Origin of the sequence: Alcanivorax sp. VBW004 (assembly GCF_009718865.1) — a bacterium.
In the GTDB taxonomy this organism is placed as follows: domain Bacteria; phylum Pseudomonadota; class Gammaproteobacteria; order Pseudomonadales; family Alcanivoracaceae; genus Alcanivorax.
Genome location: NZ_WNHC01000001.1, coordinates 1701984 through 1727537 on the forward strand (window position 1 = coordinate 1701984; position 25554 = coordinate 1727537).

Annotated in this window: 25 protein-coding genes; 19 read left to right on the top strand and 6 right to left on the bottom strand. The window is 58.7% G+C overall.

Going from position 1 to position 25554, the window contains the following annotated elements:
• Nucleotides 1–4 precede the first annotated feature (4 nt).
• From F1529_RS07875 to F1529_RS07905, 7 genes are all read left to right on the top strand, one after another.
• Nucleotides 5–661: a phospholipid-binding protein MlaC gene (locus F1529_RS07875; RefSeq protein WP_063519841.1), complete on the top strand. Its 657-nt coding sequence runs from the start codon at nt 5–7 to the stop codon at nt 659–661.
• Between the two features lie 127 nt (nt 662–788).
• Entirely contained in the window at nt 789–1043 is a 255-nt protein-coding gene (locus tag F1529_RS07880) for a BolA family protein (protein ID WP_007151304.1), read from the top strand.
• Nucleotides 1044–1098: 55 nt separating this feature from the next.
• Nucleotides 1099–2361, top strand: coding sequence for a UDP-N-acetylglucosamine 1-carboxyvinyltransferase (gene murA, locus F1529_RS07885; protein WP_155133487.1), 1263 nt, complete (start codon nt 1099–1101; stop codon nt 2359–2361).
• 17 nt (nt 2362–2378) lie between these two features.
• A complete protein-coding gene (gene hisG / locus F1529_RS07890; RefSeq protein WP_155133490.1) occupies nt 2379–3023 on the top strand; it encodes an ATP phosphoribosyltransferase in 645 nt (214 codons plus the stop codon).
• 95 nt (nt 3024–3118) lie between these two features.
• Nucleotides 3119–4420: a histidinol dehydrogenase gene (gene hisD / locus F1529_RS07895; RefSeq protein ID WP_155133493.1), complete on the top strand. Its 1302-nt coding sequence runs from the start codon at nt 3119–3121 to the stop codon at nt 4418–4420.
• A 65-nt stretch (nt 4421–4485) separates the two neighbouring features.
• A complete protein-coding gene (gene hisC, locus F1529_RS07900; protein WP_155133495.1) occupies nt 4486–5613 on the top strand; it encodes a histidinol-phosphate transaminase in 1128 nt (375 codons plus the stop codon).
• Between the two features lie 341 nt (nt 5614–5954).
• Nucleotides 5955–7553, top strand: a complete 1599-nt coding sequence (locus F1529_RS07905; protein ID WP_155133498.1) for a DUF4139 domain-containing protein — start codon at nt 5955–5957, stop codon at nt 7551–7553.
• A 164-nt stretch (nt 7554–7717) separates the two neighbouring features.
• Here the strand turns inward: F1529_RS07905 and F1529_RS07910 are convergent, their stop codons facing one another.
• Complete coding sequence (locus F1529_RS07910; RefSeq protein WP_007149233.1) at nt 7718–8809, bottom strand: trypsin-like peptidase domain-containing protein; 1092 nt, start codon at nt 8807–8809, stop codon at nt 7718–7720.
• Nucleotides 8810–9120: 311 nt separating this feature from the next.
• Between F1529_RS07910 and F1529_RS07915 the strand changes: the two genes are divergently transcribed.
• A complete protein-coding gene (locus F1529_RS07915; RefSeq protein WP_155133502.1) occupies nt 9121–9876 on the top strand; it encodes a Nif3-like dinuclear metal center hexameric protein in 756 nt (251 codons plus the stop codon).
• 60 nt (nt 9877–9936) lie between these two features.
• Nucleotides 9937–10812, top strand: coding sequence for a diacylglycerol kinase family protein (locus F1529_RS07920; protein ID WP_155133505.1), 876 nt, complete (start codon nt 9937–9939; stop codon nt 10810–10812).
• Nucleotides 10813–10982: 170 nt separating this feature from the next.
• On the opposite strand, the gene F1529_RS07925 is transcribed toward F1529_RS07920, so the two are convergent.
• Nucleotides 10983–11507, bottom strand: coding sequence for a YhcB family protein (locus F1529_RS07925; protein ID WP_007150546.1), 525 nt, complete (start codon nt 11505–11507; stop codon nt 10983–10985).
• A gap of 116 nt (nt 11508–11623) precedes the next feature.
• On the opposite strand from F1529_RS07925, the gene F1529_RS07930 reads away from it, so the two are divergent.
• From F1529_RS07930 to F1529_RS07950, 5 genes are all read left to right on the top strand, one after another.
• Nucleotides 11624–12256 carry an alpha/beta hydrolase gene (locus F1529_RS07930; RefSeq protein ID WP_155133508.1) on the top strand — a complete coding sequence of 211 codons (633 nt, stop codon included), beginning with the start codon at nt 11624–11626 and terminating at the stop codon, nt 12254–12256.
• A 131-nt stretch (nt 12257–12387) separates the two neighbouring features.
• Nucleotides 12388–13470 carry a cell division protein ZapE gene (gene zapE, locus F1529_RS07935; protein ID WP_155133511.1) on the top strand — a complete coding sequence of 361 codons (1083 nt, stop codon included), beginning with the start codon at nt 12388–12390 and terminating at the stop codon, nt 13468–13470.
• A 165-nt stretch (nt 13471–13635) separates the two neighbouring features.
• The gene (locus F1529_RS07940; protein ID WP_155133514.1) at nt 13636–14781 is read left to right on the top strand and encodes an acyl-CoA dehydrogenase family protein; all 1146 of its coding nucleotides are present in this window, start codon (nt 13636–13638) and stop codon (nt 14779–14781) included.
• 211 nt (nt 14782–14992) lie between these two features.
• Nucleotides 14993–16288 (top strand): OmpP1/FadL family transporter, encoded by a 1296-nt coding sequence (locus F1529_RS07945; RefSeq protein ID WP_155133517.1) that lies wholly within the window; start codon nt 14993–14995, stop codon nt 16286–16288.
• 318 nt (nt 16289–16606) lie between these two features.
• Entirely contained in the window at nt 16607–17269 is a 663-nt protein-coding gene (locus tag F1529_RS07950) for an outer membrane protein (protein ID WP_007150694.1), read from the top strand.
• A gap of 196 nt (nt 17270–17465) precedes the next feature.
• Here F1529_RS07950 and F1529_RS07955 read toward each other — a convergent pair whose 3' ends face one another.
• The 4 genes from F1529_RS07955 to F1529_RS07970 form a co-directional block, all read right to left on the bottom strand.
• Nucleotides 17466–18188, bottom strand: a complete 723-nt coding sequence (locus tag F1529_RS07955) for an SGNH/GDSL hydrolase family protein (RefSeq protein WP_155133520.1) — start codon at nt 18186–18188, stop codon at nt 17466–17468.
• Nucleotides 18189–18191: 3 nt separating this feature from the next.
• Nucleotides 18192–19817, bottom strand: coding sequence for an NAD(P)/FAD-dependent oxidoreductase (locus F1529_RS07960; protein WP_155133524.1), 1626 nt, complete (start codon nt 19815–19817; stop codon nt 18192–18194).
• Complete coding sequence (locus F1529_RS07965; RefSeq protein ID WP_155133526.1) at nt 19814–20440, bottom strand: TetR/AcrR family transcriptional regulator; 627 nt, start codon at nt 20438–20440, stop codon at nt 19814–19816. Before F1529_RS07965 ends, F1529_RS07960 begins: the two co-directional genes overlap by 4 nt.
• A 211-nt stretch (nt 20441–20651) precedes the next feature.
• Nucleotides 20652–21689 carry an aldo/keto reductase gene (locus F1529_RS07970; RefSeq protein WP_155133530.1) on the bottom strand — a complete coding sequence of 346 codons (1038 nt, stop codon included), beginning with the start codon at nt 21687–21689 and terminating at the stop codon, nt 20652–20654.
• Nucleotides 21690–21947: 258 nt separating this feature from the next.
• Between F1529_RS07970 and rplM the strand changes: the two genes are divergently transcribed.
• From rplM to F1529_RS07995, 5 genes are all read left to right on the top strand, one after another.
• Complete coding sequence (gene rplM / locus F1529_RS07975) at nt 21948–22376, top strand: 50S ribosomal protein L13 (protein WP_007150332.1); 429 nt, start codon at nt 21948–21950, stop codon at nt 22374–22376.
• An 11-nt stretch (nt 22377–22387) separates the two neighbouring features.
• Nucleotides 22388–22783, top strand: coding sequence for a 30S ribosomal protein S9 (rpsI, locus tag F1529_RS07980; RefSeq protein ID WP_007149663.1), 396 nt, complete (start codon nt 22388–22390; stop codon nt 22781–22783).
• A gap of 214 nt (nt 22784–22997) precedes the next feature.
• Nucleotides 22998–23585, top strand: coding sequence for a ubiquinol-cytochrome c reductase iron-sulfur subunit (gene petA, locus F1529_RS07985; RefSeq protein ID WP_007149851.1), 588 nt, complete (start codon nt 22998–23000; stop codon nt 23583–23585).
• 5 nt (nt 23586–23590) lie between these two features.
• Nucleotides 23591–24865 (top strand): cytochrome bc complex cytochrome b subunit, encoded by a 1275-nt coding sequence (locus F1529_RS07990; protein WP_230457885.1) that lies wholly within the window; start codon nt 23591–23593, stop codon nt 24863–24865.
• Nucleotides 24865–25521, top strand: coding sequence for a cytochrome c1 (locus F1529_RS07995; RefSeq protein WP_007149895.1), 657 nt, complete (start codon nt 24865–24867; stop codon nt 25519–25521). The genes F1529_RS07990 and F1529_RS07995 overlap by 1 nt, the downstream gene beginning before the upstream one ends.
• Nucleotides 25522–25554 lie beyond the last annotated feature (33 nt).

Genomic DNA, 25554 nt, shown 5'->3' on the forward strand with positions numbered 1-25554 from the left:
ATCTATGCATTTGCAACGGTATATTCGAACGTGGCTGCACGCCGGCCTGGTGCTGCTGCTGGCAGGCATGGCCACATTGGCCCATGCCGAGAGTGACCCGCGCCAGGTGGTGTCGGACGCCGTGGAGCGCATGACATCCCGCATCGAGGCGGAACGCGAGGCGCTCAAGGCGGATCCGGACAAGGCCAAGGCGCTGGTCCGTGAAGAGCTGGCTGACCTGGTGGATTTCAAGCGCATCACTCGCATGGTCATGGGCGACTACTTTGGCCCGTCCAGCAAGGAGCAGAAATACCGTTTTCTGGATGTGTTCAAAAACAGCCTGATCAACACCTATGCCTCCGGCATTACCCTGTATGACGGCCAGAAGATCGAAACCCTGCCCATGCAGGACGGTGACCGTAAAGGCGACTATGCACGGGTGCGCATGGAGGTAAAAACCAACTCCGGGCAAGTGGTGCCGATCTACTACACCCTGTTCCTGCGTGATGATCAGTGGAAAGTGATCAATGTGTATGTGAATGGCCTGGATCTGCGCGATACCTTCAAGAGCCAGTTCGCCCAGGGGATGCAGCAGTACAACGATATCGACAAGGTGATCGACAACTGGTCTGCGGATGCCAAGATTGATGCCGGCATCGACGAGGCCAAACAGGGCGAGTGAACCCGCCTGCCGTGGTAAGGGGCAGCGTGCTCGCGTATTATTACGCCCTTGATGACGATTTGATGGAGCGGCTGCAGGCCGCTCCAGTGCTGTTTGGGCCTGACCAAGGCCCTGATGAGGAGCAAAGATGAATCCGGAAGAAGTTCAGGCATTGGTTGATGCCGGTTTTGACAATGCCGATGTGGCAGTGGAAGGCGGCGGTGACCGGTTCCAGATTCGTGTGGTGTCAGAGGCCTTTGCCGGCCTGATGCCGGTGAAACGCCAGCAGCTGGTGTATGCCACCATCGACGAGCAGATCAAAAGCAACACCATCCATGCCGTGCAGATTATTGCCTTTACTCCGGCGGAGTGGGAAAAAGCCCAGAATCAGGGCCTGTCCTGACCCCGGCCCCAGGCCGAAATCGGGTTGGAAGAACGCAACCATCTAGAGATTGTTCATGGATAAATTGATCATCACCGGCGGCCAGCGGCTGGACGGCGACATTCGTATTTCCGGGGCCAAGAATGCGGCACTGCCGATTCTGGCCGCCACGCTGCTGGCTGATGAGCCGGTGACGGTGGGAAATCTGCCGCACCTGCAGGACGTGACCACCCTGATCGAATTGCTCGGCCGGATGGGTGTCCATGTGGTGATCGATGACCGCATGAATGTGGAAGTGAACGCCACCACCATCAAGGAGCTGACCGCCCCCTACGAGCTGGTGAAAACCATGCGCGCGTCGATCCTGGTGCTGGGCCCCATGGTCGCGCATTTCGGCAAGGCGTCGGTTTCCTTGCCCGGTGGTTGTGCCATTGGCTCGCGGCCGGTGGATATTCACCTGCGCGGTCTGGAAGCCATGGGTGCCGAGATCGAAGTGGCCAATGGCTATGTGAATGCCAGTGTGGACGGTCGCCTGAAGGGCGCTCGCATCGTTATGGATGTGGTCACCGTAACCGGTACCGAAAACCTGATGATGGCGGCCGCGCTGGCCGACGGCACCACCTACCTGGAAAACGCAGCCCGTGAGCCGGAGGTGGTGGATCTGGCCAACTTCATCAATGCCATGGGCGGCAAGATCAGCGGTGCCGGCACCGACACTATTGTCATTGAAGGGGTTGAGCGCCTTACCGGTTGCCACCATCAGGTCGTTGCTGACCGGATCGAAACCGGCACCTACCTGATTGCCGCCGCCATTACCGGTGGCCGCATCAAGACCAAGGACACCGTGCCTGGCATTCTCGATGCGGTGCTGCAGAAGCTGGAAGAAGCCGGGGCGAAAATCACCGTCGGTGACGACTGGATCGAGCTGGACATGGAAGGGCGCCGTCCGAAGGCCGTGTCCTTGCGTACCGCCCCTTACCCGGCCATGCCCACGGATATGCAGGCCCAGTTCATGGCCCTGAATTTGGTGGCCGAAGGCACCAGCACCATTGTCGAAACCATTTTCGAAAACCGTTTTATGCACGTGCAGGAAATGAACCGCATGGGCGCGGATATCGAGGTGCAGGGCAACACCGCCATCTGCCGTGGTGTCGAGCAACTCACCGGCGCACCGGTGATGGCCACGGACCTGCGCGCGTCGGCTTCACTGGTGATCGCCGCGCTGGCGGCGTCCGGTGAGACCACCGTGGATCGCATCTACCATATTGATCGCGGTTACGAGTGCATCGAAGAGAAACTGCAATCGCTGGGCGCGATCATCCGTCGCGTACCACGCTGATCGGATCGGGATCTGTGATGAGCAAGCCATTGACCATCGCCCTCTCCAAAGGGCGCATTCTCAAGGAAACCCTGCCGCTGCTGAAAGCCGCAGGCATTGAGCTGCTGGAAGACCCGGCGGCCTCACGCAAACTGATTTTCGACACCACCCGTGACGACGTGAAAATCATCATCATCCGCGCCACGGACGTGCCGCCCTATGTGCAGCATGGCGCGGCGGATATCGGTGTGGCCGGCAAAGACGTGCTCATGGAACACGGCGGTGACGGGGTCTTTGAACCGGTGGATCTGGACATTGCCCGCTGCAAATTGATGGTGGCGGCCATGAAGGATGCCCCGGAAACCGGCAGCCGCCTGCGAGTGGCCACCAAGTTTGTGAATGTGGCCAAGGCCTACTACGCCCAGCAGGGCAAGCAGGCAGAAGTGATCAAGCTATACGGCGCCATGGAACTGGCCCCGCTGGTGGGGCTGGCGGACCGCATCGTGGATATCGTCGATACCGGCAATACCCTGCGCGCCAACGGCCTGGAGCCCACCGAGCTGATCGCCCACATTTCTACCCGTGTGATCGTCAACCGGGCCAGCATGAAGACCCGCCACAGTGATATCCAGACGATCCTGGACAAGCTGGCCGAGGCCGTGGCGTCCCGCGAAGCGGGTTAAAAGCGGATTAAGTTAACGCTTGCATGCAACAGGTTTCACGCGGTCACGCGGGTTGCTGAAGGTGTGCGGGTCTGTTGCGTTGAACGAGAGGGATCATGGAAACCACCAGGCTGAATGCCCAAGACGCTGATTTTGATGCCAAGCTCGCCGCGCTAACCGCCTGGTCGGAAGAGCGCGACGAAGAAGTGGCGGATCGTGTGCGCGGCATCCTCAAGGATGTGGCCAAGCGTGGCGATGCTGCACTGGTGGAATACACCAACCGTTTTGATCGTCGTGACGTCGCGAGCATGGATGAGCTGGTGGTGGACCACGCCCAGTTGCAAGCCGCGCTGGCGCGCATTCCTGCCGAGCAGCGCGAAGCCCTGGAAGCCGCCGCCGAGCGCGTGCGTCGTTACCATGAAAAGCAGAAGCAGGATTCCTGGCACTATCGCGAAGCCGATGGCACCTTGCTGGGCCAGCAGGTGACGCCGCTGGATCGCGCAGGCATTTATGTGCCCGGTGGCAAGGCGGCGTACCCGAGCTCCGTATTGATGAATGCGTTGCCGGCAAAGGTGGCCGGCGTGGGCGAAATCATCATGGTCTCGCCCGCCCCGGACGGCATCATCAATGACATGGTTCTGGCGGCAGCGGCCATTGCCGGTGTCGACAAGCTCTTTACCCTGGGCGGCGGGCAGGCGGTGGCCGCGTTGGCCTATGGCACCGAAACCGTGCCGGCGGTGGACAAGATCGTTGGCCCCGGCAACATCTATGTGGCCGAAGCCAAGCGGCAGGTGTTCGGCAAAGTCGGTATCGACATGATTGCCGGCCCCTCGGAGATTCTGGTGGTCTGCGACGGCAAGACCGACCCGGACTGGATCGCCATGGACCTGTTTTCACAGGCGGAGCATGACGAAGAAGCCCAGGCGATTCTGGTGTCCCCGGATGCGGCGTTCTTGGAACAGGTGGCTGAATCCATGGAAACGCTGGCGGCGACCCTGGAGCGTGAAACCATTATTCGCACGTCCATGAAGCACCGGGGCGCATTGATCCAGGTGCAGGATTTGGATCAGGCCATCGACATTGCCAACCGCATTGCCTCCGAGCATCTGGAATTATCCATTGATGATGCGGAGCAGTGGGCGAAAAAAATTCGTCATGCCGGTGCCATCTTTCTGGGGCGCCACACCCCGGAAGCACTGGGTGATTACTGTGCCGGACCGAATCATGTGTTGCCCACCAGTGCCACCGCGCGCTTTTCCTCGCCGTTGGGTGTGTACGATTTCCAGAAGCGCAGCTCGCTGATTGGTTGCTCCCCGGACGGGGCCAGCACCCTGGCAAAAATCGCCTCGCCGCTGGCGCGCGGCGAAAGCCTGACGGCCCACGCCCGCAGTGCGGAATATAGAATCAAGAAACGCTAACACGCCTCACGCACCACGCCTTCACGCGTGTTGCGTGTTGCCTGATGCATGCAGGCGGAATCACTATGAGTAAATACTGGAGCGACTTCGTTCATGGGCTGGAGCCTTATGTGCCCGGCGAGCAGCCCAAGATGGACAAGCTGGTAAAGCTGAACACCAATGAGCATCCGCTCGGGCCGTCGCCGAAAGTGATCGAGGCGATCCGCGCTGAAGCGGATGATCGGCTGCGGTTGTATCCAGACCCGGACAGCAGCCAGCTCAAGCAGGCCATCGCCGATTACTATTCCAATCAAGGCTACGGGATCGAGCGTTCCCAGGTGTTCGTCGGTAATGGTTCCGACGAAGTGCTGGCGCACCTGTTTATGGCGTTTTTCAAACAGGATCAGCCGCTGTTGTTTCCGGATATCACCTACAGTTTCTACAAGGTGTATTGCGGCCTGTATCAAATCGACTATCAACCAGTGCCGCTCGATGAGGCGCTGGGCATTGCGGTGGACGATTATCTTGAGGGCGACAAGCCGCGCCCCAACGGCGGTATTATTTTTCCCAATCCCAATGCGCCCACCGGCAAGCTGTTGCCGCTGAGTGAGATTGAGCGCCTGTTACAGATCAATACGGAAACCCTGGTGGTGATCGATGAGGCGTATATCGATTTTGCCGGTAGCCCGGGGCAGGGCGACACCACGGCAATTGCGCTGGTAAACCGCTACCCGAATCTACTGGTTACCCAGACCCTGTCAAAATCCCGCTCCCTGGCCGGTTTGCGTATCGGGTTGGCTGTGGGTGATGAAGCGTTGATTGATGGTCTGAACCGCATCAAGGACAGCTTCAATTCCTATCCGCTGGATCGCCTGGCCATTGCCGCCGGCGTGGCCGCGTTTGAGGATCAGGAGTGGTTTGAAAAAGGCTGTGAGCAGGTGATTGGCCAGCGCGAGTGGCTCAACGAACAGCTGGCGCAGCGTGGCTTTGAGAGTTTGCCCTCGGCGGCCAACTTTCTCTTTACCCGCCACGAGAAGCATAGTGGTGCTGAACTGGCCCAAGGGCTGCGCGAGCAAGGCATTATCGTGCGTCACTTTGGTAAGCCTGAACGTATTGCGGACTACCTGCGTATCACTGTGGGCACGGCAGAACAGAACCAGGCGCTGATTGCGGCGCTGGACGGGTTGAGTGAAAAGTTCAAAGTTCAAAGTTGAAGAGCGCGGGCTAAGTGTTACCACATTGAGACAAAGAGGCCGCGCCCACACTCTGGGTGCGGCCTCTTTGCGTTAACGGGTAAAGCCGCGCTTGAACTTTGCATTTCTTGAAGACGGCGATGCCACTGTGGGAAGCGATGCTTGCATCGCGAAGGCGCTTTAGCTTTCCACCGTTATTCGTGATGCGAGCATCACTTCCCACAGATATTACCAATGTTGGTTTTTTTTCAGAGGTCTTATCGCTCGTAAATCGCCTCTTGGCCGATGTCAGGGTTTGCCCGCTTGAACCTTTCCCATACCTGCGGTACTAACAGGCATCGCCCAACGGAAAGGCCTTATTAATGAAACGTTCGTTACTGCTTGCCTGTGCCCTGATCCCGATTCCCCTGTTTGCCGCTGACTTTGCTGTCACCGCTCCGGTGAGCAAGGCGGTGTTGTTTCCCGCCCAGGCTCATCTCAGCCGTACTTTCTCCCAGGCCTTGCCCGCCGGTGAGCACCAGCTGGTGGTGAAAGGTTTGCCGGAGCTGGATCTGGATAGTCTGCAGGTGGCGGTGAAAGGTGCCGAGTTGCTGGGGATGCGGCAAGGATTTGCCATTGCTGAGGGCGATGTCTCGGCCCGTCGTGCCGAGCTGGATGCGGCGATTCTCGAACTGGAGCAGGCCATGGCCGCCGCCCGGGCAGCAGACAGCCTGGACCAGCAGCAGATTAATCATCTGCAATCCCTGATGGGGCAGGCGCCACAAGGTGAGGCCGTGTTTGCCCAGGTGCCGGTGGAAAAATGGGCCAGTGCCTGGGCGTCCATTGGCAAGGCGGTGGCGCAACGGCAGGCGTCGATTAATCAGCGTGTGGTGACCCGGGAAGAACAGCAACGCAAGCTGGAGGCTCTGCGACAGGAGCGTCAGCAGCTGGGACAGGGACAGACTCGCAGCCGCGAACTGGTGCTCACTGTCGGTGCCGAAACGTCGGCTACCGCGCAGGTTGAATTGCAGTATTTTACCGGCCAGGCCGGCTGGCAGAATCAATTGCGGGTCGATCTGGATAGCGGCAGTGAAACGGTAGCCGTTACCGGGATTGCGCTGATTCATAACCGCACCGGCGAGGACTGGCAGAATGTCAGTGCCACCCTGGGGCTGGTGCCGGCCGGTTACCGTCACCTGCCGGATCCGCAGCCCTGGATTGTGCGTCTGGCGACGCCGCAACCGGAAATGCGCAAACAGTCCCTGCGCAGCGTGATGGCGGAACCGGCCGCCTTCGAAGCCGATATGGCCAAGCGCGTGCAGGCGATGCCGGTGGCCGCTCCGGTGGCTCACGGTTTTGATATGCGCGTGCCGCTTTCGTCTCCGCTGTCTCTGGCCAGTGGTAGCGCCAGTGCCCGGGTGCCCTATCAGCAGGCTGAATTGCCGGTGACGCTCAGCCGCGAAAGTTATCTCTGGCAGCAGCCGGCGGTGTTGCTGGTGGGGGAATGGAAGAATACCAGCGCGCTGCCCTGGCTGGCGGGGCGTGTCACTCTGTTGCGGGATGGTCAGCGGCTGGCCCGTTACCATCGCGGCGACAGCATCAAGCAGGGCGAGCAGGTGAAAATGAGTTTCGGCGATGACCCACGCCTGCAGATTGCCGTGGTTCGCGAGCCATCACAGCAAGGGGAGGTCGGCCTGATCAGCAAGGAAAATACCCTTTCTGCGCTGAAGAACATCACTCTGACGTCCCATTACGACAAGGCGGTGACGGTGAATCTGCTGGATCGCCTGCCGGTGGCCGGCAACGAGGATATTACCGTCACGGCCAAGGGCAAGGCCGCAGATGCCCGCGACGTGGATGATGTGAAAGGGCTGCAGCGCTGGCAGTTCACCTTGCCCGCCGGGGGGGAAGAAAGTTTCAAGCAAGGCTTCGAAATTCGCTACCCGGAAGAATCTACGCTGAGCGGTGTGGAAGGGCTTTAAAGGCAATTAATAGTTAATAATGAATAATTAATAGTGCGCGAGACAGGTTCTCTGTCTTGAAACGCAAGAGGTCGCGCCCATGGTTTGGGCGCGGCCTCTTGCTATCGGCTCAAAGACAGGCATTGTCCGCGTTGTTGCGTGAAGTCTGCCGCGTGTTGCGTCTCTTAGTCCGCTGGCGGGCGGGTGCCGATGACTACGTCCACGGACAGGGGCTGACGGTTGCGGATGACTTCCAGCGTTACGTTATCGTCCGGTTTCATACCGGCGATGCGATTCATGGCTTCGTAGCCGTCGGCCATCACGTCGCCGTCGATTCCCACCAGCACGTCGCCGGGTTGCAGGCCACCTTTATGGGCTGGGCTGTCGACCACCACTTCGGTGACTACGCCCCCGCGCACCTCTTCCATGCCAAAGGTGTCGGCCAGTGAGGGAGTCATATCCTGCACGGTGACGCCCAGATATCCACGAATCACCCGACCGTGTTCGATCAGGTCATTCATGACTTCCTTGGCAATCGAGGCGGGAGTGGCGAAGCCGATGCCCTGCCAGCTGCCGTCCGCAGAAAGGATGGCGGTGTTGATGCCGATCAGGTGGCCGCGGGTATCAATCAGCGCGCCGCCGGAGTTGCCCCGGTTAATCGCCGCATCGGTCTGGATAAAGTTCTCGAAGGTGGCGATGCCCAGGTGGCTGCGGCCGGTGGCACTGACAATCCCCATGGACACGGTCTGACCCACACCCAGCGGGTTGCCGATGGCCAGTACCACATCGCCCACCTGCACCGGGCCGTTGCCGTTCAGTTCCACTTCGGGCAAGGCTTCCAGGGCGATATGCAATAGTGCCAGGTCGGTTTCCGGGTCTGTGCCCACTACCCGGGCGGGGGCATCACGGCCATCACGCAGGGCCACCAGAATTTCATCCGCATCGCGGATGACATGATAACTGGTCAGCACATAGCCGCCGTCGTCGACGATTACCCCGGAGCCCAGGCTGCTCAGGGCGCGTTCACGGCGGGGCTGCTCCATAAAGCGGTTGAACAGCGGGTCTTCAGCCACGTCCTCGTTGGTGATGATTTGGGTGGTGTAGATGTTCACCACCGCCGGGGCCGCATGGTTCACCGCACCGGCATAGCTGGCAACGCCGGTGTCGTGTTGTGCGGGCTCGGCGTTGGGTCCCCACTGGTACCACCACAGGGCGACAAGGCCGACGGCCAGGCCGGTAATCACCGGGCCGGCCAGAAAACGAAGCAGTTTGATCACCGGTAATGCCCCCGTTAATGCTGTTCCCCGGTCTCATCAGGGCCTGGTGAAGGGCGCCCGGCGAGACAAGTGCGGGGTCAGATAGGTAAACTGCGCGCAATAGTAGAACCTGTGAATACTGATTGCTACTGCCGCCTGGCTGTGGGCGATGGCCACATTGCAAGGCTTGGCGCGGCTCTCACCTGCGGTTTACGTGGGAAACAGGATACACCGCACTCTCCCCGAGCGGATTGGCGCGGTGATCCGGGTTCACGGGTTTCGTGACCAAATGGCTCACTTTTTATTGTTCCGACCTTTATCCGGTAGGTGTCATGCTCAAGCGCGATTACATGTTGTCTCTGCTCGATCAGGAACTGGCCACGGACCGTTTCCAGGATTTTTGCCCCAATGGACTGCAGGTGGAAGGCCGGGAGCAGATCCACCGGGTGGTGTCCGGGGTGACCGCCTGTCAGGCCTTGATTGACGCGGCCATTGTGGAAGAGGCGGATGCGATTCTGGTGCACCACGGTTATTTCTGGAAAGGGGAAAGCCAGCAGGTCCGGGGCATGAAGAAGCAGCGCCTGCAGACCCTGTTGCGCCATGACATCAACCTGTTTGCCTATCACCTGCCGCTGGATGCCCACCCCACGCTGGGTAACAATGTCCAGTTGGCGCTTCGCCTGGGGCTGACCACCGAAGGCGGGCTGGATGATTCCCCCCGGCCCATCGGCAATGTGGGGCGGCTGGACAGCCCCATGAGTGCGTCAGAATTTGCCGCTCATGTGGAGGCGGTATTGGGGCGTACCCCGTTACATGTCGGTGACCCGGGTGATGAAATCGAAACCATCGGCTGGTGTACCGGCGGGGCCCAGGGCTTTATTGAAAAGGCTCAGGCCAAAGGCGTGGATGCCTACCTGAGCGGCGAAATTTCCGAACCGACCACCCATTTTGCCCGGGAAACCGGCATGCACTATTTCGCCTGTGGCCACCATGCCACCGAGCGTTATGGCGCCATGGCACTGGGTCAGTGGCTCAGCGACCATTACGGCATTGAGCATACCTTTATTGATATCGATAACCCGGCCTAGCAGGCAATAGGTTATCCAATAGCCTGCTAAACCGGGAGCAGTACGAGGGTTTCCTGTCTGATGAAAGTCACTGTGATTTACAACCCGACCGCCGGTGGCGGTCGGGAGGCGTTGCTCTGCCGTTTTGTGGCAGAGCTGGAGCGCCAGGGGGCCAGCGTGCGCCTGTATTACACCAAAGGCCCTAACGACGCCACGGACTACCTCAATGGGCTTTCTGACCAGGGCGATTGCGTGGTGGCCGTAGGGGGCGATGGCACCACCAACGAAGTGCTCAACGGGTTGGCTGCCGGGGTGGCGCTGGGCGTGTTTGCCACCGGTACGGCGAATGTACTGGCCAAAGAGCTGGGGTTGCCAAAAAAGCCGGAGCAGGCCGCGCAGGTGGTAGTGAAGGGCAAAAGCGTATCCGTGACGCCGGCCCGTCTGAACGGCCGGCGGTTTATCATGATGTGCGGCATCGGCTATGACGCCTGGGTGGTCAATGGGGTCAATCTGGGCATCAAAGAGCGCTTCGGTAAACTGGCCTATGTGCAGTCTATGCTTGGTCAGATTGGCCGTTATGGCCAGCGTCACTACCGGGTGGAAGTGGATGGCCGGCCACTGGATTGTTTCTCCGCCATTATCACCAATGGTCGCCATTACGGTGGCAGCTTCGTGTTGAGTAACGAGGCCAATATCCTGCGCCCACAAGTGCAGGTGCTGTTATTCCAGAAGCCCGGCGTGCGGTTTTTGCTGCGCTGCCTGATTGCCTTGCTGTTTGGGCGTATGGAGCGGGTGGATGGTGTGGCCAGCCTGCGAGCCCAGCGGGTGCATATCCGCTGTGAGAACGGTGATGAGCCGATTCAGGCGGACGGCGACCCGGCAGGTAGCTTGCCCGCGGAGATTGAGGTGGAAGACGCGCCGGTGCTCATGCGGGTAGCGGTCCTGTTTGATTCATAGGGTTTTACGTCAGGCATCCGGCGTCGAGCGTTTGGCAAAGTGCGGAGTAGTAACGATAAGCCAGTCAAACGGCGAGAAGCGCGTTGTTCACTCCAGTACGTGATGAACCATAAAAAAGCCCGCTCAGAGAGCGGGCTTTTTTATGTTTGCTTGCTGTGATGGAGCGGCAATCAGCCGGGTTTCTTGTCATCCGCCGTGTCGTCATCTCCCTCGGCATAATCCCGGGGCGGCTCGACCACGGTGTCAGGAATCGGGTTATCCGCCACGTCCACCGGCGCAAAGGGGCCGGTGGGCTTTTGCTGCAGGCCAAAGTCTTCCGAGAGCGTGCCCTTGGCGCTGGGGGCATAATCCAGCGGTGGCGCCATGGGTTCGCTATTCTCCTTGTCCGGTGCGGAATCCAGGGATTTGGCCACGGCCCGTTTTCGGCCCACTTCAGAGCAGAGTACCTGGGCGCCCTTGGACAAATGCTCATGCACGGAGCGGTACGCCTGGGTCATATCGTTGACCAGATCGGCGGTCTGCAGAAAATGATCGTCCACCTTGTCTCGATAATGATTCAGCGCCTGACGGGCCTCGTCACGGTCACGAATCAGTTGGCCGGCTTGCCGCCGTGCCGGTAACAACCAGAAAAGCAGTCCTGCACCTACTACCACGCCGGCAGCAAAGCACAGCACCCCAGTTGTCAGCATATCCATGGCATACTCCTGTAAGGTATCGCCAAGACGCTGGCGATAACGCTGAGGCTATTGCAGCACAGAGCTGCGCGGCCGCCAAGGGTGAAAGGCGTAACAGGATGCGATAGGAGTAGAAAATGGCAACACAACGGCAAACCTTATCCGGTCCAGCCGGGCAGCTGGAGGTCGTCGTGGAACAGGGCAGTGACACGCCACCGTTTGTGGCCATTGTCTGTCATCCGCATCCGCTGTTTGGTGGCACCATGGACAACAAGGTGGTGACCACACTGGCCCGCCTGGCCCGGGATGAAGGTGCCGTGGTGGTGCGCTTCAACTTCCGTGGTGTCGGTGAGAGCCAGGGGGCCTATAGCGACGGTATCGGTGAAACCGAAGATCTGTTGGCTATCCACAGCTGGCTGACCCACCAATATCCGCAATTGCCGCTGTGGTTGTCAGGTTTTTCCTTTGGCAGTTTTGTGGCGGCGCGCGGGGCAGAAATTCTCAAGGCCAACGGCATGCCGGCGCGGGAACTGCTGCTGGTGGCGCCGCCGGTGCACCATTACCCGTTTGACGAGATTGAAAATACCGGCTGTCCGGTGACGGTGGTGCAGGGTGAAGACGACGAAGTGGTGCCGGCGGAGCAGGTGTTTCGTTGGGCAGAGCAAACACCCCTGGCCCCCGATCTGGTCCGCTTCCCGGATTGCGGCCATTTTTTCCACGGCAAGCTGGTGGACCTGAAGGAGGTGGCGGCCAGCCACCTGCCGGGCTAGCTTTGCCCTGCGAGTGGATTTTCCCCGGACGGTTGTCAGCTGGCGGCCCCGGCGCTACATTGGCCCGCCCTTGCCGGGCCTGTTTCAGGCCCTGAGCCGGTTTCAACTACACAGTGGCAGGTCCGCGACCCATGACCCCTCTTGAGCAATACAAGGCCGACCTTCAGCGCGATGATTTTTTCCAGGACCCGGCCCAAGAGCGAGCCGTCGCCGCGCTGGACGACCTGTACCATCGTTTGCTGGCGGAACCCGCATCCGGCGGCCTGTTCGGGCGTTTTCGCAAACCCCGTCCGCTGACGGGGTTGTACATGTGGGGCGGCGTGGGGCGTGGCAAGACCTACCTGATGGATGTGTTCTTCCAGGCGCTGCCGTTCAAGGAAAAGCGTCGCATGCACTTTCACCGTTTCATGCAGAAAGTGCATCGCGAAATGCGTGAGCGCCAGGGGGAAAAGAATCCGCTGATCAGTATCGCCCGCAGATTCGCCAGCCAGGCACGGGTGCTGTGTTTCGACGAATTCTTTGTTACCGACATCACCGATGCCATGATTCTGGCCGGCCTGATGCAGGAGCTGTTTGCCAACGGCGTTACCCTGGTGGCCACGTCCAATATCGAGCCCGATGGTTTGTACAAGGATGGCCTGCAACGGGCCCGTTTTCTCCCTGCCATTGAGTTGCTGAAAGAGCACACCCAGGTAATGAATGTGGACGGGGGGAATGACTACCGCCTGCGCTTGCTGGAACAGGCCGAGCTTTATCACTGCCCGCTGGGAAAAGGGGCCGATGCCTTTCTGCAGGAGCGGTTTCAGACCTTGGAGCCGGACCATTCCCGCCACCGGGATCGTGGCAATGTGCTTATTGAAGGTCGCAAGATTGCCACCGTCATCTGTGCGGATGATGTGGTCTGGTTTGAGTTCAAGGAGCTGTGTGATGGCCCGCGCAGCCAGACCGACTACATCGAGATTGCCCGGGAATTCCACACCGTGTTGCTGGCCAATGTGGAGCAGATGGGGGCTGGCAAGGACGACATGGCCCGGCGTTTTATCAACCTGGTGGATGAATTCTACGACCGTGCCGTGAAGCTGGTGGTCGCCGCCGAGGTGCCCATCGAGGACATCTACGCCGGTGGGCGGCTGGATTTCGAATTCGAGCGCACCCGCTCGCGCCTGCAAGAGATGCAATCCTCTGAATATCTGGGCCGTGAACACCGCGCCTGACCAGTTTCCGGCAAGAGGGTCATTGGCCGGGTTTCACAGCCGGGCAGGGGCCTGAGCGTTTCGGTCATTGCCCGATGGCAGCGACAGTGAACATCATGGGGCATTCTGTGCCCCTGCCGGTCCGGCGTTGGGGCCACTCCCGATAACCTGATGCCGGAGAGCATGATGATTCCCCGTACGCTGTTTAGTTCTGACCACGAAACCTTCCGCGATACCGTGCGCAAATTCCTGGAAAACGAAGCCGTTCCCTTCAATGAAGAGTGGGAGCAGCAGGGCGTGGTGCCCAAAGACGTATGGTTAAAAGCTGGCGAACAGGGTTTCCTGTGCCCCATGGTAGGCGAAGAGTACGGTGGTATCGGCGCTGACTTCCTGTACAGCGTGGTGATCAACGAAGAAATTTCCAAGCTGGGCCTCACCGGCATCGGCTGGGGGCTGCACACTGAAATCGTCGCCCCCTACATTGAGCATAATGGCTCTGAAGTACTGAAGCAGAAATACCTGCCGAAAATGGTGACCGGTGAAATGATTGGTGCCATCGCCATGACCGAGCCCGGCGCCGGCTCCGACCTGCAAGGCGTGAAAACCACCGCGGTGAAAGACGGCGATCATTACGTGCTGAACGGTTCCAAGACCTTCATCACCAATGGCCAGAATGCGGATATCGTGATTGTGGTGGCAAAAACCGATCCCACCAAAGGCGCCAAGGGCATCAGCCTGTTTGTGGTGGAAACCGATTCCGAAGGGTTCGAGAAAGGCAAGAATCTGAAGAAAGTGGGCATGAAAGCCCAGGACACCTCCGAGCTGTTTTTCCAGGACGTGCGCGTGCCGGCAGAAAACCTGCTGGGTGAAGAAGGCATGGGCTTTATTTACCTGATGAAGGAATTGCCCCAGGAGCGTCTCGGTATTTCCATTGGTGGTCTGGCCATGGCCGAGTCTGCGTTGGCGCACACCATCGAATACGTGAAGGAAAGAAAGGCCTTCGGCAAACCGATCGCCGGTTTCCAGAACACCCAGTTCAAGATTGCCGAGATGCACACCAAGCTTGAAGTGGCCCGCGCCTATGTGGACCGCTGCCTGGAACTGCACCTGAAGAAAGAACTGGATATTCCTACCGCGGCGGCTGGCAAATACTATATTACCGACCTGCAGTGCGAAGTGATCGACGAGTGCCTGCAGTTGCACGGTGGTTACGGCTACATGTGGGAATACCCGATTGCCCGCATGTTTGCGGATTCGCGGGTTCAGCGGATTTATGGCGGCACCAATGAAATCATGAAGGGCATTGTTGCCAAGGCGGTGCTGGCCGATTAGAGGCATGCCGGTGCTCCACAAAAAGGGCTGCTTCGGCAGCCCTTTTTTTGTGGCTGAAGATTTTACAAATACTGGGGCTAATGGAAAAGTATGAGCCTTTTTCCGGCCTTGCTGTTATTGGCCTAAGTTGTGTATAAGTGGAATCAGATCGAGGAATGATCTGGCGTGTACGCCCATAATTTTAGGACATTCAGGAAGAGGGAGAGCAACAATGAAAAAAACAGGTGCGCTACTTATCGGTTCCGCTCTGGGACTGGCAGCCGGCCAGACCATGGCCAGTGGTTTTGGTGTGTCTTATCAGTCCGTCTCTGCGATGGGTACGGCCTATGCGGGTTCGGCAGTACTCAGCGAAAACGCGTCAAACCAATGGTATAACCCGGCGACGTTGGCTGAGCTTCGCTCAACAGAAATTTCTGTGCCACTGCACCAAGTGTGGGTGGACACGACCTTTAATTCGGACTCCGATGGCACCTCTTTGTTTGGCCCCCAAATGGGACAAGGCACAGGTGATTTTGAAGATGTTGAGCCCTTCGTTGGGAGCGTTTTCCTGGCGGTTCCTATGGGTGACACCATGACTTTCGGTCTTAGCGTTGTTTCGCCTTTTGGTACCAAGATTGAATATGAGAGTGGATGGGGTAATGCCTATCTTACACCGCCACCTCCTGGTGGGTTAGGTACGGTAACGGCTGGTGACTTTTATGCCACGGAGTCAGATCTTCAGACGATCAACATTAACCCGTCTCTGGCAATTCAGTTGACCGATAGCTTAAATCTTGGGGTGGGCATCAACTACCAGATGCTGGATGCAGATATTCAAAATGCGGCCACCCGTCTTGAGGGCGATGATGATGCCATTGGTTGGAACCTGGGCCTGACTTTCAGCGCTGACGATAACAATCACTTCGGCGTAGCGTATCGCTCAGAAATGAGCTATGAAGTGGAGGGTGATATTACCTTCAGTGATGCTGGCGCTGCGTTGTCGACTTTGGGAGGTAACCCAGTTGCACCGGGTACTTATGACGGGTCAGCGGATATCGATCTTCCAGCATCCTTGCAGTTGTCCTATGCAGGGGATTTGTCTGATCGAACTCAGCTGTTGCTTGGCGTGGAGTGGACAGAGTGGAGCTCATTGGACGCTCTGGTGGTGGAGAGTCCAGGGTTGGCGTTCAATCCCACAGAGGAATTTGACTGGAATAATACCACTCGTTATTCCCTTGGCTTGAACCACGCGCTTACCAGTGGAACTGTGCTGCGTTTTGGTGTGGCCAAGGAGGAGTCCACGCAGGGAACGGATAACCGTTCGGCTATCTCGCCTGACTCTGATCGTATCTGGGCCACTCTTGGTGCCGGTTTTAATCCGACCGATAATATGACCATTGACGTGGGTTACGCACACATCTTTGTGGAAGATGCGGATATCAGCCGTTCTGATAAAGGTGCTCAGCTGAAAGGTACCTATGAGTTGGAGGCCGATGTGATCGGTGCGCAGATGACCTACCGCTTCTAATCTGAGTGGTGGTTAAGCAGAAAAAGCGAACCTTCGGGTTCGCTTTTTTTTGGCTTTCGTTTTGTCTCACAACAGACACTGGTGCTGTGCCATGGGATTTTCGTGGCCAGGTTCATCGCGTCGATAAAGCCGTAATACGATTCAATCGGGATTCGTATCGCTGGGCCAGCGTCTTCGTCATGCAAGCATGGCTTCCCGTAAACGCCTGACATTTGTGGGGCAGAGGGCGGGGTATGGCGAAGCCGTGCCGATGTACGCGAATCACTTGGGTGGTGGTATGCTGCCAGAGAAAAGCCAGATAGATCACAGGGGCACGGGATGAAACGAGTTGTATGGGGTGGCATGGCATGCCTGTTATCACTGCCGGCATTGGCGGAAATTCCCAATAGTTACCGGGCGGAGCGCTGGGAAGGCAGCTTTCGTGTGATTGGCCTTGAGGGGCAGTCATTCACGGGGGATGGCGGGTCTCAAGCGAAGGTGGATGACGATATCGGGTTTGGTTTCGATATGGCCTATAACCTGGATGAAAAGCTGTCGCTGGGGTTTGCGCTGGAGTGGGTGGATACGGATTTCAGGACCACCACGCAACCGGTGGCCGGGGGCAGCGCCTTTGATGGCCGTGGCGACCTGGAAATGACCACCATGAACGTGAACGGCACCTACCATTTTTTCCGCAAGGCGCTAACGCCCTATGTGCATGGGGCGATGGGGGCCACTTACCTGGATACCAATGTGCCCACTGGGCCGTCGACGCCGGTGTGCTGGTGGGATCCGTGGTGGGGCTATTACTGCGGGCTGGATACGCCGACTCTGAACGATACGGTGTTCAGTTATGAAGTGGGCGCAGGTGTGCGCCTGGATGTGAATGATCAATTCTTCATGCGTGGTGGCTACAGCCAGCAATGGCTGGATGTGGACCGCAGCGCAGGCACGGTTGATCAGGGCCTGTGGCGTTTCGGTTTCGGGATGCTGTTCCAGTAGTCCCCTGTATGACGCCTGTCGTGTAGGTCGTGTTAGCCAAAGGCGTAACCCGACAGGTGTGCATTGCAGCCCTGCGCTTTTGAAATACGCCCGGTAAATCTGTCGGATTACGCCTGCGGCTAATGCGACCTGCGCGAGTGTGCTGTTGTCTTCTCGGTGCGCTTGCCTTCCTGCTGTTACTGTATTCCTTTCGGTGTCACGCTCCTTGTTGGCTGTTCAGTTGCTCTGCCAGTGCGAGTGCCATGGCGCGGTAACCGCTGGCGCTGGGGTGGTAGCCGTCTTCGGCGAGCAGGGTGGGGTCTTGCAGGGCGGGGTAGCCGAGATAGAGCAGGGCGCTATCGCCGGCGACCACATGGCGGTGTTGTTGATCCAGTTGTCTGGCGCGCCACCCGAGCAGTTGTCTTAACGGGATGGGCAGGGCGGTAAAGCGGTGCATGGGGGGCACGGCCAGCAGAGTGACGCGGACAGCCGGGTGCTGCTTGCGCAGCGCCTGGACCAGGTGGAGTAGCCCTGCCCGGTAGCGCCGTCGGGAAGTTAGCCCGGTGGTGTCATTGACGCCCATGCTGATGAAAACCTCATCCACCTCTGGCAGAGCGATGTCGGCAAGGTTGGCGAGCAGTGCCTCCAGCCGAATGCCGTTAACGCCGAGGGTGTGCCAGGCGACGGCTTGGCCGGAGTGCTGGTGCAGCTGCAGGGCCAGCTGGCTGGCCAGCCCCTGGCGATGATGCAGGGTGCCAACTCCGGCCGCCGTGGACTCGCCGACGACCAGCAGGCGTGTTGCCGGCGCCCCTTGCCCCCATTGCCCCCGGGGTTCGCCACTGGCCTCCGGGAGCCGCACGGTGGTGCGGCGGGTGTAGAGTGCCAGTGGTATCACCACGGGGCTGAGTGCGCCAACGCTGAACCAGAACGGCAAATGCATGGCTTAGCCCACAAACATTTTCTTGGCCAGCGGCAGGCCTTTCAGGCCGCTGATCGCTACGGTGGTAAGCAGGCCGCCGACCATGGCACCGACCACGCCGCAGGTCATCACGTCCTGCCCGGTAAGGTACAGGCCGGGGATGCGCGTTTTCGGTTTCAGCCAGTCCTGTTCGAACCGCTCGGGGGTGTGATCCAGGCCATAAATCTCACCGGTGCTGTAACGGCAGAAGTAGTCGGTGGAGAGCGGCGTGGACAATTCATAGTAGTCCACCTTGCCGCGCAGCTGCGGCATCTTCTCGTACAGCTTTTCCAGCAGACGCTGCGAGTACGCTTCCTTTTTGGCTTCGTAATCATCACCGCGTTTGCCCCAGGGCTTGTCTGCCCAGTCGGCATACCACTCGAACGGACCGGGCGCGACAATTTCCACGGTGGCGCGGCCGGGGTAGCGTGCCGCGAAGCTGGGATCCTTGGCGGAGGGAAAGGAAATATAGGTGAGCGGAATGTCGTGCTCATCCGGCGCCTTGAGGAAGTTGTCCACTTGGTTGGCGTGATCGGTGCCCGGATAAATCCAGAAGTTGGTCTTCGGCAGTTGCAGGTTTTCCGCCGTGTCCTGGATGCCGATGTAGAGGCAGACGCTGGCCATGGAGCGCTGCACGTTGCCCAGTTTCATTTGGTAGAAGGCTTTGTGCGGGGCGTTATCGGCCAGCAGCGGCCCGAAGGTGTTGTAAACCCCCGCGTTGCTGATCACTGCCGGGGCGCGGACGGTTTCTCCGTCGGCCATCAGCACGCCGACAGCGCGGCCTTTCTCAACAAGGATTTCTTTCACGTCTGCGTAGGTAAACACCTCGCCGCCGCTTTGCTGGATGACGGGAATGATGGTCTTTGCCATTTCCGAGGCGCCACCGACCGGGTAATAGCCACCATAAAGATAGTGGCGGGCAATCAGCGAGTGAATAATAAAGCTGGATTCGGTGGGGACCAGGCCGTTATCGCCCCATTGGCCGGTAAGGGCGGCGATCAGCTCCTGATTACCGGTGAGGCCTTCGAGCACCTCCTGGGTGGGGCGATTGAGGAAGGCAGGCGCCTTGCGGTTGGCCAGGCGGCGGAAGGGGCCGGCCAGCAGATTGGGCAGCACCTTTGCCAGGGTCACACCGGGCAGGGCCTTGGCGACCTGATTCAGGTAGCCCATGTAGGTATCGATGGCCTGATGTTCATCCGGGAAATCGTTTTTTAGGCTATCCACGAAGGCCTTGGGGCCGGCCATCAAATCGATCTGGCGGTCGCCAATAAACAGCCGGTCGTAGTTGGCGTCCATGGGGGCCCATTTCAGCTCACCGTCGGTGACATGGTCGAACAGGCGTTTGGCCATGGTGTGGTCGGCGCCCATGTCGCCGATGTAGTGCACACCCACATCCCATTCGTAGCCATTGCGGTCATAGCTGTGGGTAAAGCCCCCGGCGGTGTAGTGCTGCTCGAACACCACCACTTTCTTGCCCATTTTGCTCAGGCAGGCGGCAGCGGTGAGGCCGCCAATGCCGGAACCGATGACGATGGCGTCATAGGGGCCGTTGAGTCGTTTGGCGCGATAGCGGCGGCCGACACGGAGGGTGCTGGGAGTTGGGCTGCTCATGGGGTGTCCTCGTTGTTATCAATATGGTTATGAGTAGGGGCAATGGCACCTTCCAGCAACAGGCTGGTGATGCCTTCGGCGAGTTGGGGCTCGGCATCCGCATTGGGCAGATGGCCGTCGATAGTCAGCTGTGAAAGGCCGTGAACCAGCGACCAGGCGGTGGCGGTCATCAACGCGAGCGGTGCGGGCTTCAGATAGCCCGCCCGTTGGCCACGGGCGATGGTGTCCTGCAATACGTTGAACGCGTCGAGTCCGGCCTGATCGAGCCGTGGGTGAGCGCCTTTGGGGAGCACCCGGCCGCCAAACATCAGCCGGTACAGGTTGGGCTCGGATTGAGCAAACGCTACATAGGCCAGGCCGATGCCGATCAGCGCTGCGCGGGGCGCATGTTGATCCACGCTAAGCAGCTGCTGGCGCAGAGCGGCAAAGCCACTGATAGCCAGTTCAGCCAGCAGGCTTTCCCGGTCCGCATAGTGGCGATAAAGCGCAGGGGCGCTGACACCAATCTGCTTGGCAATGGCGCGCAGGCTGATGGCACCGTCGCCTTCAAGGCGCAGTACGGCCAGGGCCTGATCGTGGGCCTGCTGGTGGAGATCGCCGTGGTGATATGCGGTGCGTGCCATACTGATCCGTTGTCTCAAGTTAACGGTGTTAACATTGGCACGGATGAACGGCCTGCGTCAATGGTGTTTAGTAGCTTGGGAGTTGGCCAGGATATGCCGTCGCGCAGGCCGAAGATTGGCTTGTGTCGTTTTTTCGCCCGGTGATCTTATGGTTGGCGTCAGGCCTCAACGCGGCGTGCTGCATGCCGCGTGAAGCGTGCTGCGTCTCTTGCTACGGCGCCGGATACGGGAAGCGGGTATGGATGGCCTCCAGGGCTTTATCCAGCGCCTTGTCCCAAGGTGCATCGATGCTTTTCAGGTTCTCTTCCAGCTGCGCCAGGTTGGTAGCGCCAATAATGTTGCTGGTCACGAAAGGGCGTGTGGTAACGAACTGCAGCGCCAGTTGGGTCGGGCTGATGCCTCGCTCGCTGGCCAGTTCACAATAGGCCTCGGTTGCCGCGATAGCCTGGGGGTTGGTGTAGCGGGCGAACTGCTTGAACAGGGTGAGGCGAGCGCCTTCCGGCCACTGATCGTTGCGGTACTTGCCGCTGAGCATGCCGAATGCCAGTGGCGAGTAGGCCAGCAGGCCCACCTGTTCCCGGTGCGCCACTTCCGCCAGGCCAACCTCAAAGCTGCGATTGAGCAGTGAATAGGGATTCTGGATGCTGACCGGTGGCGCCAGGCCGATTTTTTCTGCTTCATGGATAAAGCGCATGGTGCCCCAGGGGGTTTCGTTGGACAGGCCCCAGTGGCGGATTTTCCCTGCATCCACCAGTGCTTTCAGTCCGGCAACGGTTTCGCTGATGGCAATGCCGTCCTCGCCGTCCCGGTGTTTATAGCCTAGGCGGCCAAAGAAATTGGTGGTGCGCTCGGGCCAGTGGAGCTGGTAAACGTCGATCACATCGGTCTGTAGGCGCTTCAGGCTGCCTTCAACGGCGCTTTGCAGGCTGTCGGCGCTGAAACGTGGGCCGCCACGGATATGCTTCACGTACTCGCCGGGGCCGGCTGCCTTGGTGGCCAGTACCACCTTGTCGCGATTCCCGGTGCGGGCAAACCACTCGCCAATGATGGTTTCGGTGCGAAAGGAGGTGTCCGGGCTGGCGGGAACGGCATACATTTCGGCGGTATCAAAAAAATTGATGCCGTAGTCCAGCGCCATGTCCATCTGTGCATGGCCTTCTTCGGCGGTGTTCTGGCTTCCCCAGGTCATGGTGCCCAGGCACAGGGCGCTTACCTCAAGGTCGGTGCGTCCGAGACGGCGGTACTGCATTGTCTGCTCCTTTAAACAGGGGGCTGCAAGGGTGTAGAATCGCGCTCAATCTCAACATGGCGCCGCCGGCTTCACAATGACCCGCTTGCACAGGGGGCATGGCTTTATTTGTGGCCATCCGGTGTCATGACAACAAATGCCCCCGAACTGCTTGTGTTCTTTTGGGGGCTTGGGTAGAATTCGCGCTCTCTTGCCCGGCGTAACCGTCGCCGGCGGGTGTTTACTACCCGTAACATATTGAATTTAGGGCAGAATTCCATGAAGACCTACAGCGCAAAACCGGAAAGCGTAAAGCGCGACTGGTATGTGGTAGACGCCTCCGGCAAAACGTTGGGTCGGTTGGCTACTGAAGTCGCCAGCCGTCTGCGCGGTAAGCACAAGCCGGAGTTTACTCCACATGTCGATACCGGTGATTACATTGTTGTGATCAATGCCGAGAAAGTGGCCGTTACCGGTAAGAAAGCGTCAGACAAAATGTATTACCGTCACACCGGTTACCCGGGTGGCCTGAAGGAAGCCAACTTTGCGACTCTGCAGGCGGAAAAGCCTGAGATGATCATCGAGAAGGCGATCAAGGGCATGTTGCCGCGTAACCCGCTGGGCCGCGCCATGTTCCGCAAACTGAAAGTTTACGCAGGCACTGAGCATCCGCATACCGCTCAGCTGCCGCAGCAGCTGGAAATTTAAGGGGTTTGTCGATGGCAACTGTAGAAACCAACTACGGAACCGGTCGCCGCAAGACCTCTTCCGCTCGCGTTTTTCTGCGTCCGGGCAGTGGCAAGATCAGTGTTAATGGTCGCCCGCTGGATGCCTATTTCGGCCGTAAAACCAACCAGATGGTTGTTCGTCAACCGCTGGAGCTGGTAGAAGCGACTGACAAGTTTGATGTGCTGGTTACCGTTAGCGGTGGCGGCAACAACGGTCAGGCTGGCGCCATCCGTCACGGTATTACCCGTGCACTGATGGAGTATGACGGTGAGCTGCGTGGTCAGCTGCGTCGTGCCGGTTACGTGACACGTGATGCTCGTGAAGTGGAACGTAAGAAAGTGGGTCTGCGCAAGGCGCGTCGTCGTCCGCAGTTCTCCAAGCGTTAAGCTTCAAGCACTACAGTTATACAAAAAAGCCCAGCAATGCTGGGCTTTTTTGTGTTCAAATCAGGTGTTTAGCGATTCTGTCGGGATAATAACCGGTTGTCAGGTGTGGGCTTTTTCTTTACCATTTGCGCCGCCTTACTCCGCCCGTAACGCGAGGATAAACCTCGAGTCTCGGACTAACCCCGAGCGTGGGATCTAAGGGGAGAATAACTCAATGAGCAACGACGGCGTTAATAGCAGCCGCCGCACTTTCCTGATCGGCTTGACTTCGGCGATTGGTGCCGCAGGAGCCGTTGGCGTGGCTGTACCTTTCGTTAAGTCCTGGCAGCCCAGTGCCAAAGCCAAAAATGCCGGTGCGCCGGTAAAAGTGGATATTGGCCGGTTGGAAGCAGGGCAGCGCGTAGTAGAAGAATGGCGAGGCCAGCCCATCTGGGTGGTGCGTCGCACGGACGATATGCTGGATACCCTGCCGAAGCTGGACGAGAAGCTGCGTGACCCTGCGTCCGAAGCGGATCAACAGCCGGAATACGCCAGGAACGAATGGCGTTCTATCAAGAAGGAATACCTGGTTCTGGTCGGTACCTGTACCCACCTGGGCTGCTCCCCGCTATTTGAGGATCAGCCGACGGTAGAGCTGGAGCACGGAGGCTTCTTCTGCCCCTGTCATGGCTCCAAGTTCGATCTGGCCGGCCGGGTGTACAAGAGCGTTCCGGCACCTACCAACCTGGTGGTTCCGCCGCATTCTTACCTGAGCGAAGCTGTCGTTATCGTCGGCTCTGAGGAAGGGGAGACCAAGGCATGATGGGAATGGTGAATCGCGTTGTCGATTGGGTAGATGCCCGTCTGCCCGTGGTGGACGCCTACAAGCGTCACATGTCCGAATACTATGCGCCGAAGAACTTCAACTTCTGGTACTACTTTGGTGTGCTCTCCATCGTGGTGCTGGTAAACCAGCTGCTCACCGGCATCTGGCTGACCATGTTCTTCTCTCCCAACGAAGGGTTTGCCTCCGTTGAATACATCATGCGTGATGTGGAGTGGGGCTGGCTGATCCGTTACATGCACGCAGTGGGCGCGTCTGCGTTCTTTGCTGTGGTGTACCTGCACATGTTCCGTGGCCTGATGTACGGTTCCTACAAGCCGCCGCGGGAGCTGGTGTGGATCTTCGGTATGCTGATCTACCTGGCGCTGATGGCCGAAGGCTTCCTCGGTTACGTACTGCCCTGGGGCAACATGTCCTACTGGGGTGCCCAGGTAATTATCTCCCTGGCGGGTGCGATCCCGTTTGATCTGCTGCCGTTCATTAGCGCGGCAGACGCCAAGGAAATCGGTGAAGGCCTGACTACCTGGGTGCGCGGCGATTACCTGCTGTCCACGGCCACGGTGAACAAGTTCTTCGCGCTGCACGTTGTGGCTATTCCGATTGTGTTGCTTGCCCTGGTGGTGCTGCACATTCTGGCGCTGCACGAAGTGGGTTCCAACAACCCGGATGGCGTGGAAATCAAGCAGAACAAGGATGAAAACGGTGTACCGGTAGACGGCATCCCGTTCCACCCTTACTACACCGTGAAGGACCTGCCGGGCGTGATCGTGTTCCTGATGATCTTTGCCGTGGTGATCTTCTTCTTCCCGGATGGTGGTGGTTACCTGCTGGAGAAGCCGAACTTTGAACCGGCTAACCCGCTGAAAACCCCGGATCATATTGCACCGGTTTGGTATTACGGTCCGTATTACGCCATGCTGCGTGCCACAACCATCGACTTCATCATGTCTTCCAAGGCATGGGGTCTGGTGGCCATGGGCGGCGCGATCGTGATCCTGTTCGTGATCCCGTGGCTGGATCGTCACCCGGTGAAGTCCATCCGCTATCGTGGCATCTGGAGCAAGGTCTTCATGACGCTCTTCGTGCTGGACTTCCTGATGCTGGGCTATTTCGGTACCCAGCCGGCAACACCAGGCAAGACGATGATGGCGCAGTTCGGCACGATCTATTATTTCAGCTACTTCCTGCTGATCATGCCGTTCGTGCATAAATTCGAGAAATCCAAGCCGGTTCCGGAACGGGTAACGGGGGGACACTGATGAAGAAACTAGCGGTTATTCTTTTCAGCTGCCTGCCGTTGGTCGCGTTCGCGGCTGGCGGTGGCCACAACGAGTACGTGGTGAAAGCGCCGGTAAACCTGCAAGACAAGGTTAGCCTGCAAAACGGTGCCAAGTTGTTCGTGAACTACTGTCTGGGTTGTCATACCCTGCAGTACCAGCGCTACAGCCGCATGGCGGAAGATCTGGAAATGCCGGAAGAGCTGGTGATGGAGAACCTGAACTTCGTCAGTGACAAGTTCGGTGACCAGATGCATAACGCTATGGACCAGGACGACGCGAAGAAGTGGTTTGGTAATGCACCGCCGGATCTCACCATGGTGACCCGGTACCGTTCTTCCGACTGGGTGTATTCGTACCTGATCAACTTTTACGAAGATGAGTCCCGTCCGTTCGGTTACAACAACCATGTGTTCCCGAGCGTGGGTATGCCCCACGTGATGGCGGGCCTGGAAGAAGAGTTGGGCGAAGACGAGTTCAAGCAGGCCATGGGCGATCTCACTAACTTCCTGACCTACACCGCGGAGCCGATTCGCCCGCAGCGTGAACGTCTGGGTGTTTATGTGCTGGTCTTCCTGGGCATCCTGTTGATCCCGGCTTACCTGCTCAAAAAGGAATACTGGAAAGACGTACACTGATCCTTCAGTGTAGGATTCCAGCGTTGAACAGGG

Excerpts from the sequence above, each read along its gene's own strand:
- petA (WP_007149851.1), top strand. The coding sequence starts at position 22,998 with ATGAGCAACGACGGCGTTAATAGCAGCCGCCGCACTTTCCTGATCGGC.
- F1529_RS07950 (WP_007150694.1), top strand. The coding sequence starts at position 16,607 with ATGAAACGAGTTGTATGGGGTGGCATGGCATGCCTGTTATCACTGCCG.
- F1529_RS07920 (WP_155133505.1), top strand. The coding sequence starts at position 9,937 with ATGAAAGTCACTGTGATTTACAACCCGACCGCCGGTGGCGGTCGGGAG.
- hisD (WP_155133493.1), top strand. The coding sequence starts at position 3,119 with ATGGAAACCACCAGGCTGAATGCCCAAGACGCTGATTTTGATGCCAAG.
- F1529_RS07940 (WP_155133514.1), top strand. The coding sequence starts at position 13,636 with ATGATTCCCCGTACGCTGTTTAGTTCTGACCACGAAACCTTCCGCGAT.
- F1529_RS07990 (WP_230457885.1), top strand. The coding sequence starts at position 23,591 with ATGGTGAATCGCGTTGTCGATTGGGTAGATGCCCGTCTGCCCGTGGTG.
- F1529_RS07970 (WP_155133530.1), bottom strand. The coding sequence starts at position 21,689 with ATGCAGTACCGCCGTCTCGGACGCACCGACCTTGAGGTAAGCGCCCTG.
- F1529_RS07995 (WP_007149895.1), top strand. The coding sequence starts at position 24,865 with ATGAAGAAACTAGCGGTTATTCTTTTCAGCTGCCTGCCGTTGGTCGCG.
- F1529_RS07955 (WP_155133520.1), bottom strand. The coding sequence starts at position 18,188 with ATGCATTTGCCGTTCTGGTTCAGCGTTGGCGCACTCAGCCCCGTGGTG.
- F1529_RS07960 (WP_155133524.1), bottom strand. The coding sequence starts at position 19,817 with ATGAGCAGCCCAACTCCCAGCACCCTCCGTGTCGGCCGCCGCTATCGC.
- hisG (WP_155133490.1), top strand. The coding sequence starts at position 2,379 with ATGAGCAAGCCATTGACCATCGCCCTCTCCAAAGGGCGCATTCTCAAG.
- rplM (WP_007150332.1), top strand. The coding sequence starts at position 21,948 with ATGAAGACCTACAGCGCAAAACCGGAAAGCGTAAAGCGCGACTGGTAT.
- murA (WP_155133487.1), top strand. The coding sequence starts at position 1,099 with ATGGATAAATTGATCATCACCGGCGGCCAGCGGCTGGACGGCGACATT.
- rpsI (WP_007149663.1), top strand. The coding sequence starts at position 22,388 with ATGGCAACTGTAGAAACCAACTACGGAACCGGTCGCCGCAAGACCTCT.
- F1529_RS07945 (WP_155133517.1), top strand. The coding sequence starts at position 14,993 with ATGAAAAAAACAGGTGCGCTACTTATCGGTTCCGCTCTGGGACTGGCA.
- F1529_RS07875 (WP_063519841.1), top strand. The coding sequence starts at position 5 with ATGCATTTGCAACGGTATATTCGAACGTGGCTGCACGCCGGCCTGGTG.
- F1529_RS07965 (WP_155133526.1), bottom strand. The coding sequence starts at position 20,440 with ATGGCACGCACCGCATATCACCACGGCGATCTCCACCAGCAGGCCCAC.
- F1529_RS07915 (WP_155133502.1), top strand. The coding sequence starts at position 9,121 with ATGCTCAAGCGCGATTACATGTTGTCTCTGCTCGATCAGGAACTGGCC.
- F1529_RS07905 (WP_155133498.1), top strand. The coding sequence starts at position 5,955 with ATGAAACGTTCGTTACTGCTTGCCTGTGCCCTGATCCCGATTCCCCTG.
- zapE (WP_155133511.1), top strand. The coding sequence starts at position 12,388 with ATGACCCCTCTTGAGCAATACAAGGCCGACCTTCAGCGCGATGATTTT.
- F1529_RS07930 (WP_155133508.1), top strand. The coding sequence starts at position 11,624 with ATGGCAACACAACGGCAAACCTTATCCGGTCCAGCCGGGCAGCTGGAG.
- F1529_RS07880 (WP_007151304.1), top strand. The coding sequence starts at position 789 with ATGAATCCGGAAGAAGTTCAGGCATTGGTTGATGCCGGTTTTGACAAT.
- F1529_RS07925 (WP_007150546.1), bottom strand. The coding sequence starts at position 11,507 with ATGGATATGCTGACAACTGGGGTGCTGTGCTTTGCTGCCGGCGTGGTA.
- hisC (WP_155133495.1), top strand. The coding sequence starts at position 4,486 with ATGAGTAAATACTGGAGCGACTTCGTTCATGGGCTGGAGCCTTATGTG.